10 protein-coding genes and 1 tRNA gene are annotated in these 12,016 nt (G+C 41.8%); 7 read left to right on the top strand and 4 right to left on the bottom strand.

All coding sequences use genetic code 11. The features are described 5' to 3' along the window. Positions 1-138: 138 nt before the first annotated feature. Positions 139-3,297, bottom strand: coding sequence for an ATP-binding protein (locus NIES1031_RS07245; protein ID WP_073548798.1), 3,159 nt, complete (start codon positions 3,295-3,297; stop codon positions 139-141). Between the two features lie 524 nt (positions 3,298-3,821). Between NIES1031_RS07245 and NIES1031_RS07250 the strand changes: the two genes are divergently transcribed. The 3 genes from NIES1031_RS07250 (at position 3,822) to kaiC (ending at position 6,162) form a co-directional block, all read left to right on the top strand. Further along, entirely contained in the window at positions 3,822-4,160 is a 339-nt protein-coding gene (locus NIES1031_RS07250) for a circadian clock protein KaiA (protein WP_143167725.1), read from the top strand. Positions 4,161-4,215: 55 nt separating this feature from the next. Next, positions 4,216-4,533: a circadian clock protein KaiB gene (gene kaiB, locus NIES1031_RS07255; protein WP_015188903.1), complete on the top strand. Its 318-nt coding sequence runs from the start codon at positions 4,216-4,218 to the stop codon at positions 4,531-4,533. Between the two features lie 69 nt (positions 4,534-4,602). Further along, the gene (gene kaiC / locus NIES1031_RS07260) at positions 4,603-6,162 is read left to right on the top strand and encodes a circadian clock protein KaiC (protein ID WP_073548799.1); all 1,560 of its coding nucleotides are present in this window, start codon (positions 4,603-4,605) and stop codon (positions 6,160-6,162) included. 230 nt (positions 6,163-6,392) lie between these two features. Here the strand turns inward: kaiC and NIES1031_RS07265 are convergent, their stop codons facing one another. Further along, a complete protein-coding gene (locus NIES1031_RS07265) occupies positions 6,393-8,300 on the bottom strand; it encodes an ABC-F family ATP-binding cassette domain-containing protein (protein WP_073548800.1) in 1,908 nt (635 codons plus the stop codon). An 81-nt stretch (positions 8,301-8,381) separates the two neighbouring features. Continuing rightward, positions 8,382-9,200 (bottom strand): NAD(+) diphosphatase, encoded by an 819-nt coding sequence (gene nudC, locus NIES1031_RS07270; protein WP_073548801.1) that lies wholly within the window; start codon positions 9,198-9,200, stop codon positions 8,382-8,384. A gap of 75 nt (positions 9,201-9,275) precedes the next feature. On the opposite strand from nudC, the gene mug reads away from it, so the two are divergent. Next, on the top strand, positions 9,276-9,824 hold the full coding sequence (gene mug / locus NIES1031_RS07275) for a G/U mismatch-specific DNA glycosylase (RefSeq protein WP_084544269.1): 549 nt from the start codon (positions 9,276-9,278) through the stop codon (positions 9,822-9,824). An 8-nt stretch (positions 9,825-9,832) separates the two neighbouring features. On the opposite strand, the gene NIES1031_RS07280 is transcribed toward mug, so the two are convergent. Beyond that, a tRNA-Arg gene (locus NIES1031_RS07280) sits at positions 9,833-9,905 on the bottom strand. 405 nt (positions 9,906-10,310) lie between these two features. Here NIES1031_RS07280 and NIES1031_RS07285 point away from each other — a divergent pair. From NIES1031_RS07285 to NIES1031_RS07295, 3 genes are read left to right on the top strand one after another with little or no spacing between them, the layout of a single operon-like run. Further along, positions 10,311-10,715, top strand: coding sequence for a hypothetical protein (locus NIES1031_RS07285; RefSeq protein WP_073548802.1), 405 nt, complete (start codon positions 10,311-10,313; stop codon positions 10,713-10,715). Between the two features lie 4 nt (positions 10,716-10,719). Further along, positions 10,720-11,100 carry an ARC6/PARC6 family protein gene (locus tag NIES1031_RS26320; protein WP_084544270.1) on the top strand — a complete coding sequence of 127 codons (381 nt, stop codon included), beginning with the start codon at positions 10,720-10,722 and terminating at the stop codon, positions 11,098-11,100. A 38-nt stretch (positions 11,101-11,138) separates the two neighbouring features. After that, complete coding sequence (locus NIES1031_RS07295; RefSeq protein WP_178378068.1) at positions 11,139-11,945, top strand: serine hydrolase; 807 nt, start codon at positions 11,139-11,141, stop codon at positions 11,943-11,945. The last annotated feature ends 71 nt before the right edge of the window (positions 11,946-12,016 follow it).

Below are 12,016 nucleotides of genomic sequence, written 5' to 3' on the forward strand. Positions count from 1 at the left end.
ATCAGATCTTGTTTCCCAGCATTGAGGAAAACTGAGAAGCGGAGGGCTTCTAAATCACTCAAAGTCCCCAATTCATGGGGGATTTAGGGGGCGAGTATTATTCCGCACAAACACTGAATACAGGGCTAGGAAAGCGTGTTAGCGCGCGGCGCTGAGTGCTAATGTTTTAACAATCTTGTCTAATAATTCTTGGATTGACAGCGGCGGTAGAATTTCTGTGGCGATCGCTTGTAAAACGCGATCAAGCGTTGTTTGCAAATCAAAGCTACGATTTAAGCTTACCTGATGTGTATCAAGTTGTGGATGTAATTGTCCATTAAGTACCAAAATAGGTGGTAACTTCTCATTTTCTAGATTTTGCAGCGCTTGCAAAACGTCCGCGTTTAGCTGTATATCTGCTAGGCAAATCAAAATTAAATCAACACTCGCTTGGCGGATTTGGTTTAACATTTCTGCCCAAGAGTGGCTGATCGCACCATTGAAACCTGCTGTTTCTAGATAGGGAATTAACGCTTGAAACCACTCAGTACCGTGCGCGGAGGAATGACTTGCACGACAAAGCGGACTATTCGTCTGCAAATCAGGTAGCGTCGCCACATCAACAACTAAAATATTAGGCTTCCATGGCATTCCTGCGGCAAATTGCAACACCGATAGCAATGTCTCTAGATCGCGTTGATCGCGGGGAAGCAAGCAAGGAAAAACCGCTAGCCCTTCGATTTGATTGGCAGCTTGCGTCGTTGCGGCATCTAAGGTAACAATTGGTAGCGCTGCTAGCTTAGAAAACTGACTGAGACTTTCTAGATATGTAACAGGTTCAGCAATGTCGCCATCGAGTAAGACAACATCAGGTTGCCAAATACTTACCAAAATTTCCGCTTGTTCTAAGTCATCAGCTTCTAAAATTCGGTAATGAATTTGTGACGGTTGTGGGACGAGGGGTAGAGCGTCACCATATACTAGCCGGAGAATTGTAATGCGGTCTTTAGTCATCCCCATCTCAGTTTGGGCTTGAGGATGAGCAACTGGCTCGTGACAAAAACGCGCCAGAACTTGTGGTAAAATTTCTGAGGACACGGGCAAATTGATAAAGTCATCGGCTCGATTCGCCAATGCTTGCTCTTTCTCGGCTCTTGTCGCCGTCACAATCACTGGAATTTGGCGCGTTGCCGGGTCAGATTTTAATAAAGTCAACACATCCCAACCCGAAAGCAACGGTAGTAAAGGATTTAAAAAGATGATTTCCGGTTGAAGTCGGCGCGCTTTTTCTAAAGCTTCGGTTCCAGAACGCGCATTGACAACGCGATAACCTAAACTACTAAGTTGTTCGGTTAAAGTGGCAATGTATCGCGGCGCAGCTTCGACAAGTAACACCAAACGGTGACTTAATTTTGGCTTTTGCGTCGAGTTTGGAGTATAGTGTAGCGTTTGTGAGTTGTTCGTACTCTGCAATTCCTGATCGGCAATTGTGAGCCGAAAATCTGTCGGTGGATGCGGTGGTAGTAGCAGCGTAAAAGCACTGCCTTTGCCTTCTTTTGATAAAAAGCTAACATCACCCGCATGTAAGCGTGCTAATGTTCTTGTCAAGACTAAGCCCAGTCCTGTGCCTTTGAAGCGACGCGTTAAAGGATTTTCGAGTTGTTGGAATTTTTGAAAAATTAAGTGTTGTTGTTGTTCAGGAATGCCAATTCCTGTATCCCAAACGGTAAAAGCAATCCAACCTGCCCAACGACTAACGCGTAATCCAATTTCTCCGCTTTCTGTAAACTTAAATGCGTTGCCTAGAAGATGAACGAGCATTTGTCGCAGCCGCAATTCATCGGCAATTATCGTATCTAAGCCTGGTTCAATTTCTAAGGAAAAGCGATGTTCTAATTCATCTTGGACGATCGCTTCTGTTGTTGCTTGACGATCTTGCGCTTGCATCACTCGCACTTGCTCTAGCGCGCGATCGCAAATATTTCTAATTTTTACTTGCTCAAAATTCAGCTTAATTTGTCCCGTTTCCATCCGCGTCAAATCTAAAATGTCATTGACGACACTCATCAAATGACGACCGCTTTGATGAATCAATTTTGCATAACGGCTTTGTCGCTCGTTGAGTTCTCCTAAAGCTTGATCCTTTAGTAGCGTCGATAAGCCGAGGACTGCGGTTAACGGTGTTTTCAGTTCGTGGCTAATACACGACAAAAATTCATCTTTTAACCGATTAAGTTGAATCAAATCGGCATTTTTTGCGGCTAATTCTAGGGCTAGCTGCTGTTGTTCGGTGATATCTGTCGCGAGTAATAACCACAATTTAGAACTCACGGGTAACAGATGTGCAAAGTCACTTTTTGCTTCAGACTCGGTATCGTTCGTTTGTCGATCTTCTTGTAAAGGAATTTTGATGAATTCCCACACGCGCTCTTGACCGTTGGGTAGCGACCAAATACAAATACAAGTATTAGCCTGTGTACCTAACTGACAGCGATTTGCGGTTGCGATAAATTCTGCTGGCTCGAATTCCGAAGTGCGATCGCTGACGCTTACAGCATCATACTCATCAGAAGTTCGGGTTGATAATAACTGCTGAGTCCCAAAGGTGCTATTTACCAAACTATGGTGCCGATAAGCCGACGTCGCCACCGCCTCGGAATTTTGTGTGTATGCCGCATCTAAAATCGACTCGACTTTGCGCCGCACTTCTTCCGGATCGCTGAGTCCACCAAAATGCCGACTCCATGCAGAATTTTGCATCACCACTTCTCCGGTAGTTGTTTGCAAAATCAGCGGACATGGTAATTTTTCGAGTAGCTGTACGAGTAAATCTAAGACCAGCTGATTTTGGCGATCGCTTACCTGTTTAACGGCTTCGCTACTAACTTGCGCTAAGTTTAAGCAGAAAAATTCGGATAGCTGCACGCGATCAATGACACCAAGAAATTTTCCTTCGGTATCAACTATTACCCAGTCACAACGCGTGTTTTGACGTTCGTGTAAAGATTGCAAACGCAAGCTGAGTTCTGCAATACTTAAGTTTGCGGGTAAGACTGCGATCGGCTTGATGAGTTCTCTACCGATGGTCTTTACTGCTTGGTGTATCGTTTGTTCATATCGACCTGCCTGGAATTGAGGCAATAAATGCAATAAAAGTTGTGCTGCGGATAAGACTCCTACAGGAATCTGTTCATTATTGACCACTACCACGCGATCGCACTGCGTCTGTTGCAAAATTTCCAGCACTGCTTTTAGCTGTGTTGTCTGCCTACAGCTAGGTATATTAGTGATGAAATCATATAGCTCAGGATTTGACATTGATTCGATGCAGTGGGGTATTCTGGTTAGCTTGACGATACAGTAAACCGCTTTAAGATGATCTTTGTTGAGGATGCTTCCTTTGTCAGCTTTCCTATGCTTTTTACAGATTCGTACCGCAATGCAATTACCATTATTATGACTGCCAAGATCGAGAATCTGAGCCTTGGGGAATTATAATGAATTACAATGCGATAATGGTTTAACTTAGTTCAAATTTCTTAATTTATCTAACAGACACACCTCAATTTATACAAGTACTGCCGCACTCAAAAAAAGTGACTTTTTGCGAAGTGGGTTTGTCAACAGATGCGATCGCACGACGGCTGACCTTACTCAGTTGAGAGTGCCCTTTATTTTAAGAACGCGAAGGCTTACCTTGAGATAGTAACGCTTGCTATTTTTATCCAGCTTATATTTAAGCAATTTTTTATCTGAGCATTACATAAATTATTTAAATTAAGTCATACTACTTTGTCACGATTGAACCACTTGCAGAGCAATAGAATGTCTGTTTTGGAGTTATGGATGACCGCGATAACGAAGAAGCGCCAGTTTTTCAACAAATGTCTTTAGAACAAAATCTGTTCGAACAACTCAAGTTAGACTATCGCCAAATTATCATAAATTACTTTGTCAATAATGAAGCATCTAGGGAGAGAATTGATAAATTTATTAATAAAGTGTTTGATTATAACCTTCCTATACCGAAAATTATAGAAATCCATATGGATTTGATTGATGAATTATCTAAGCAGTTAAAAGTCGAAGGGCGGAGTGATGATATATTACTCGACTATCGTTTGACACTCATCGATATTTTGGCGCATTTATGCGAAATGTATCGTTGTTCGCATCGCTAGATTATAGTAACACCTGTAGTGCTTAATCATCTTACATGACTCAAACCTTGCTGTTATGAACGTACTCAAAAAGACTTATGTGCTGAAGCTCTATGTAACTGGAAATACATATCGATCGGTACAAGCAATTAAAACTCTCAAAAAAATTTTGGAAGAAGAGTTTCAAGGTATTTATGCGCTCAAAGTCATTGATGTACTGAAAAATCCGCAGTTAGCCGAAGAGGATAAAATTCTCGCAACGCCAACTTTAGCTAAAATACTACCACTACCGGTGCGTAAAATTATCGGTGACTTATCTGATAGGGAAAAAGTACTCATTGGGTTAGACTTACTATACGAAGAGTTAAGAGAAGGTGAGGACGCTAGCGAGTAACTCCTTTTGCTCCATAAGAAAAATTAGTTGTTTACAACCTGGTTTGAGTAAGCATTACAGCAATAAAAAATGGATGATATTAGTAATCAAGTTATTTCAAAAAATACCAAATTACCAGAGGGCGTGCAAAAAATCCGCACAATGATCGAAGGATTTGATGACATTAGTCACGGCGGACTTCCCTTGGCAAGAACAACGTTAGTAAGTGGTACGTCTGGCACGGGTAAAACTTTATTATCAATGCACTTTCTTTATAATGGTATCGTTTATTTTGATGAACCTGGAATTTTTGTAACTTTTGAAGAAGATCCCATTGATATTATCAAAAATGCCGGTAGTTTTGGTTGGGATTTACAACAGTTAATCAATGAAGGAAAACTGTTTATTTTAGATGCAACACCCGATCCTGAAGGGCAAGAGGTTGTTGGTAATTTCGATCTTTCGGCTTTAATTGAGCGCCTGCAATATGCAATTAATAAATACCGAGCTAAAAGAGTTTCTATTGATTCAATTACCGCACTCTTTCAGCAATACGAAGCGGCTTCGGTAGTGCGCCGCGAAATTTTTCGACTAATTGCGCGCATGAAGCAAATTGGCATTACAAACATTATTACAGCCGAGCGAACCGAAGAATATGGTGCGATCGCTCGCTTTGGCGTCGAAGAATTTGTTTCAGATAATGTGGTAGTTGTCCGCAATGTTTTAGAAGGCGAACGGCGACGACGCACAATCGAAATTTTAAAAATGCGCGGTTCATCGCACATGAAAGGCGAATATCCTTTTACGATCGCCACAGGCGGAATTAGTATTTTCCCACTAGGAGCAATGCGCTTAACGCAACGCTCGTCTAATATTCGCGTTTCTTCAGGTGTCAAGACACTCGATGAAATGTGTGGCGGTGGCTTCTTCAAAGATTCAATTATTCTCGCAACTGGCGCAACGGGAACTGGAAAAACTCTATTAGTCAGTAAGTTTTTGCAAAATGCGTGTCTTAGCGGTGATCGCGCGATCTTGTTTGCTTATGAAGAATCGCGCGCGCAGCTATCGCGAAATGCTTACTCGTGGGGAATTGATTTTGAAGATTTAGAACGTCAAGGATTACTCAAAATTATTTGTGCTTATCCTGAATCCGCAGGTTTAGAAGATCACTTACAAAGTATTAAATCCGAAATTGCGCAATTCAAACCCTCGCGGATTGCGATCGATTCGCTTTCCGCCTTAGCGCGTGGAGTTAGTAATAACGCGTTTCGTCAGTTCGTAATCGGTGTCACTGGATATGCAAAGCAAGAAGAAATTACCGGATTCTTTACGAACACCACCGATCAATTTATGGGTTCGCATTCGATTACTGACTCGCATATTTCGACGATTACAGACACTATTATTATGCTGCAATACGTAGAAATTCGTGGTGAAATGTCACGGGCAATCAACGTGTTTAAAATGCGCGGTTCTTGGCACGATAAAGGAATTCGTGAGTATATTATTAGCGCTGATGGACCTGAAATTAGTGATTCCTTCCGCCATTACGAAGGTATTATCAGTGGTTCTCCAACGCGTGTTAGCACCGATGAAAAAGCTGAATTATCGCGCATTGTTAAAGGTTTTCAAGATAGCGCCGGTTCGTGATATAGCAGGGTTTAGAGGACGCGCCGCAGCGCAGACTTACGGTTCAGACAGGGTTAATTAGCAATAAAATTGACCTTTTACCATTCCCTAAGCATCTCTTCAATTGCTACGATAGACGGATAAAAGCTTAGCGGTTGAAACCGCAGCTACATCAACAAAACCTATCTTCACAGGTTTTGAAAGAGTCCACGAGACAGATATTAAGCCGCGATATTTATGCGCTAGGCTATTTAATTTTCACGTTCAGCAAGTTCTAACCAACGCTCTGTTGCAGTATCAATTGCTTGAATAAGTTGTGCTAAGCGTTCGGATAATTCTTGCATTTGGGTAAAGCCACTCGGAGGATTGTTATAGAGAGTTTTCTCAAGTTCTTCCTTTTCTGCTTCCATCTGCGGAATTTGAGTTTCTAGCGTTTCATACTCGCGCTTTTCTTTAAACGAAAGCTTACGTGGCTTATCTGATTTTGGTTCTTGAAATGCAGGTTTTGAATTGATGTCCTGCTTATGCTTTACTTCCTTGCTCCCCTGCTCCTCTTCTGCTTTATAGTCTAGATACACCGAGTAGTTACCAGGATATTGCCGTAAGTTACCGCCAGGCTCAAAGGCGAAAATCGTATCAACCGTGCGATCGAGAAAATAGCGATCGTGCGAGACGACAATCACACAACCGTTAAAATCTTCAAGATATTCTTCTAAAACTGCCAGCGTTTGCACGTCGAGATCGTTTGTCGGTTCATCCAAAATCAGAACATTCGGCGCACTCATCAGCACGCGCAAGAGAAACAACCGCCGCTTTTCACCACCAGAAAGTTTATGAATTGGTGCATACTGTTGATTTGGCGGAAAGAGAAATCGTTCTAACATTTGCGATGCAGTGATAACACTACCATCGGCTGTTTTGACAAGTTCCGCAACGCTTTTGAGGTATTCGATGACTCGTTGATTTTCGTTGACGGTGACATCCTCCGAGTGCTGATCGAAATAACCAATGTGAATTGTCGAGCCAATGTCTACCGTTCCTGCGTCAGGTTGCACGCGTCCGGTAATAATATCCATCAGTGTAGACTTACCGGCTCCATTACTACCAATAATTCCAATGCGATCTTCGGGATTAAAAGTATAAGTAAAGTCATGAATGATTGTCCGCTCGTTATAAGATTTACTGATGTTTGTTAGCTCAATAACTTTCTTACCAATTCGACGACTGGCGGTAGAAATCTCAACTTTACCTTGCGCTTGTTTAAATTCCTGCGCTTGCATTTCCCGAATGCGGTCAATCCGCGCTTTTTGCTTGGTACTACGCGCTTTTGGTCCTCTTTTTAGCCATTCGAGTTCGCGCCGCAATACTCCTACGTGTTTGCGTTGGCTACTGGCTGCGGTTTCTTCGGCTTCAGCTTTTTTCTCTAAGTAGTAAGTGTAATTACCTGCATAGGCGTAGAGATCGCCGCGATCAATTTCGAGAATGCGATTGGTGACGCGATCTAAAAAGTAGCGATCATGTGTAATGAGTAGTAATGCACCCCGATAGCGATTCAAATAACTTTGCAACCACTCCACAGATAATGCATCCAAGTGGTTTGTCGGTTCATCCATCAGTAACACATCAGGTTCTGACAACAGCGCCGCCGCAAGTGCAATGCGTTTGCGATAACCACCAGATAAATTGCCAATTTTGGCATCAAAGTCTTGAATACCCAGCTTTGTGAGAATGATTTTAGCATTCGTTTCGAGATCCCACGCCCCTGCTGCTTCCATTTGTTGCGACAAGTTAGAAAGGCGCGCTATTAGCTTTTCGGTATCGCCTTGCTGGTGTGTAAGTTGTTCAGATAGTGCCTCATACTCGCGCACCAACGCCACTTGTTCGCCACTATCCGCAAAGACTTGTTCTAAAACGGTGTGACTTTCGTCTAACTCTGGCTGTTGGGGTAGATAAACGATTTTTGCTCCTGAATTGACCCAAATTTCCCCGCTGTCGATTGATTCTAAGCCAGCAATCATTTTCAGTAGCGTTGATTTGCCAGAACCATTGGTGCCAATTAGCCCAACTTTATCACCTTCTTCAAGGCTAAAACTGGCATCTTTAAAAATTTCTTTGATACCAAAGTCTTTTTTGAGCGATCGCAGCGTAAAAATAGTCATTGGTCACAGCTTATCCACTAGTAACCAGTCTAACGAGTTCATGCGTAATGAATAGCAACAATTACCACCCTATAAACTACCTCAGTGTGTCGCGATAAACCAGTCGATCAGTTTTCGAGCAATACTTAACGGTGGTGGAAGCTTTGGCAGATTGTGTTTGTGAAACCAGCCAGCATCGACTAACTCTTGCGGTTCAATTGTGATATCACCATCTGCATAAGTCGCAGTAAATCCAATCATTAAAGAATTAGGAAAAGGCCACGGTTGTGAGCCAAAATAGCGAATATCTGTAATCTCAATGCCAACTTCTTCACGCACTTCCCGCACTACAGTTTCTTCTAAAGATTCTCCTGGTTCCACAAAGCCAGCGAGTATACTGTACATTCCTGGGGGAAATCGATGCGCGCGGGCTAGCAATAACTCTTCACCACGCGAGACAAGGACAATAATTGCGGGTGAAAGACGTGGATAATTGACTAATCCACAGCTAGGACAACGTTTAGCACGTTCGTGCGGTAGTTGTGTCATTGGCGTCGCGCAGTGTCCGCAATACAAATGAGTGCGGTCCCATTCAACGATTTGAATTGCCCGACCACTGAGCATAAATAAGTCTTCGTCTAATATGCCGTATAATTCACGCAGTCCACACAAAGACATTCCATCAGGCAGGAGCGTATCTTTAGGTAATTCGGCTGAATAACACGGTTGATCGTCTAATGTTCCGAGAAATTGCGTGCGTACAGGCGTTAAGCCAATTTCTTCTAAGCTAATGAGATAAGGTACATGACCAATAGTTTCTTCCTGGCGAACTAGCAGCTGATTGCCGACAAAAGCAAACCACCAAGCAGGTTCAGAAGTTTGTACAGGTGGGGCAATGCCAGGATTAAAGATACGATGCATTATTAGTAGAAAGCAATCGACCTTTATAATATCACTGCGATTAAGCCGCGAAAAAAGTATCTTGATGGATAAATTGTGCAGCGCAAACCCACATCAGAAGAAATTATTGCCGCAACGGGGAAGACGGTTTCAGATATTATTGCCCCGAATTTGCGTGTTTTGTTCTGTGGTATCAATCCTAGCGTCTATAGTGCTGCTGTGGGACATCACTTTGCACGCCCAGGAAATCGCTTTTGGCGATCGCTACACAATGCAGGTTTTACAAATCGATTACTCTCTCCCTTTGAAGATCGCGACTTGCTGCAATTTGGCTATGGTTTAACCAACATTGTCGATCGCGCAACCGCACGAGCCGATCAATTAGCACCTGAAGAACTCATTCAAGGTCAACAACAGTTAAGCGCAAAAGTACAGCAGTATCAACCGCGATTTCTCGCCATCTTGGGTATTAGTGCTTATCGCACTGCATTTTATCGTCCCAAGGCTGTCATGGGGAAACAGGATGAGTCTTTACATAGTGCGATCGTGTGGGTATTACCTAACCCTAGTGGGTTAAATGCCCATTATCAACTCGCAGATCTCAAACGAGTATATCGAGAATTGCTCGTTGCAATTGAAACTTGAGCGATCTACGAGCATGGAGGGATTCGAACCCCCGACCCTCAGAACCGGAATCTGATGCTCTATCCACTGAGCTACATGCCCTTATCTTTATAAAAGCATAGCATTTCTCGCGGCTGGAAGTGCGATCAAATTAATTGTGTTGGGAAGCGATCGCCCTTTGGCAATTTAAACACAATTCCCCTTGATGTTGTTCATCCAGAAATCAAACGCTGCTTTCTACAATGCTTTAACGATGGACACACTGCGCCTCACCTGCGCCCCACTGCTGAAGATTGGCACAATGCGCTTATAGTTGCAGTTAATGATTTAGCCGCCTGCAACACACTCGACAGTCATCACTATAGTCGTAGTTATGGAAAGTGCTACTGGTGTGAGAGAAAAGCAACGCTTGGCGTCGATATTTTTCCTGGTAATCCTAGTACAGCTTCAGTACCTACGGTTTTAGGAATTTCTCGTGTATCTACAGCTAGTCAGAACACTACAAAATTGCCATCAATACCATCAATTTCACAGTCTCTCAGTAGCTCTATACCTGCAACTACTTTACCTCAACAGCTAGCTCAAAATACAAAAGCTAGTTTGCCAGAATGGCAAAAAGCAGTTCTTACTGGCAGCATAATTGGAGTATTTCTTTTTGTTGGTTTGCTTTTAACAAGACAGCAACCACAATATATTCAAGCATCACCACCACAACCAGTAGCACAACAAGAACCCTCGCCATCGCTAGAAACTTCATCTTCAGTTGAACCTAGCATTAGAACAATCGAGGAAGCACCATTAATTTCAAGTCTAGTATCAGTTGAACAAGAAGTTTCTAATCAAAATCAAGTTTCTTATTCTCCACCGCCATCATCAATTTCCCAACAAGAAGCAGTAGCACTAATTATATAGATGGCTGGAATACAAACGCCGATTATTTGCACCACCTTACGAGCGATATTTAGGTGATGAAATACTAACAGATAAAGCTTATCACGACAATATTAGTAGAGCAGATGGTAAAGAAAGTTCCTCAGAATGGTTAGAAAATAATGGTTCTTACTATACCTATGGCATACAAAGTATTGATTCTATTGAAAGCTTTGCCGCAAGTGGTAGTCAAGCAACTATTGAGTTAATAGTCACTGAACAACGTACTCTATATGGCAGTAGTGCCAGAATAGATCGCAACGGTAGTGCTTTTGATACAAGATTGGTCCGATACAACCTCCAATCGGTGAATGGACAGTGGAAAATTGCAGATTATCACACAGTTAGAACTATCCCAAGAAGATAAATTTAGTTTTTATTCAATATAAAAAAACACTTAATTCTGTGAATAAACAATCAGGAATAAGAAGGAAAGATTTAGATCTAAATCCTTCCTTAATATATCAAATCTGCTTCTTAATAATTACCACATTTGTAGCTAGTGTATTTGCTATTTTAGGAGTGTTATTAATACAATTTAAGGATAAACACTTGTTAGATAATTCTAAGAGTTTATCTCAAGAAAATGATGTAGTTTTTCCCTTACCTCAAGTAACCTCACTTGTATCACCTACACCAAGTATTATTAGTCCTATAACTCAACCTTCTCTTTATTCTTCTGAGTTTGCAACGCAAGGCAACCACTTAAGCCAAGAAAACTTCTATAAGTTTTATCCTTCCAGCTTGCAAAGTAGCCAAGAATTACAAAAGGTTGTAGACAGAGTTGTTAGTTTTATTAGAAGCAAGAATTTATCAACAGAAAACTTATCAATTAGTCTCATTAAAGTTAACTCAGGGGAAGTAGCGGAGTATCAAGCAGAGAAATTGAGATATCCAGCTAGTGTTGTCAAATTATTTTGGTTGTTAGCTATCTATAGCTATTTTGAAGCAGGCATTTTACAAAATTTAGAGCAATTTCATCCTGATTTATACAAAATGCTTAAAAAATCTGACAACGAAGCTGCCAGTCGTTTACTAAATTCAATCACTAACACTAAATCTGGGGCTAAATTAAGTTCGCAAGAATATCAAAGTTGGTTAAATCAACGATACTCTGTCAATAGATTTTTTCAAAAAGCAGGATATGAAAATATCAATATTAGTCAAAAAACTTTTCCTATTCCCTCTGAAGATATGTATGAACCTAAATGAATGCGATCGCTCTTAAAAACTTTACCCATCTACGTTCCTAGTTCTCTGACATAGGGAGGACGGCTTTTTGC

It is taken from the genome of Chroogloeocystis siderophila 5.2 s.c.1 (assembly GCF_001904655.1).
Taxonomy (GTDB): Bacteria; Cyanobacteriota; Cyanobacteriia; order Cyanobacteriales; family Chroococcidiopsidaceae; genus Chroogloeocystis; species Chroogloeocystis siderophila.

Excerpts from the sequence above, each read along its gene's own strand:
- kaiB (WP_015188903.1), top strand. The coding sequence starts at position 4,216 with ATGAACGTACTCAAAAAGACTTATGTGCTGAAGCTCTATGTAACTGGA.
- NIES1031_RS07245 (WP_073548798.1), bottom strand. The coding sequence starts at position 3,297 with ATGTCAAATCCTGAGCTATATGATTTCATCACTAATATACCTAGCTGT.
- kaiC (WP_073548799.1), top strand. The coding sequence starts at position 4,603 with ATGGATGATATTAGTAATCAAGTTATTTCAAAAAATACCAAATTACCA.
- NIES1031_RS07250 (WP_143167725.1), top strand. The coding sequence starts at position 3,822 with ATGGATGACCGCGATAACGAAGAAGCGCCAGTTTTTCAACAAATGTCT.
- nudC (WP_073548801.1), bottom strand. The coding sequence starts at position 9,200 with ATGCATCGTATCTTTAATCCTGGCATTGCCCCACCTGTACAAACTTCT.
- NIES1031_RS07265 (WP_073548800.1), bottom strand. The coding sequence starts at position 8,300 with ATGACTATTTTTACGCTGCGATCGCTCAAAAAAGACTTTGGTATCAAA.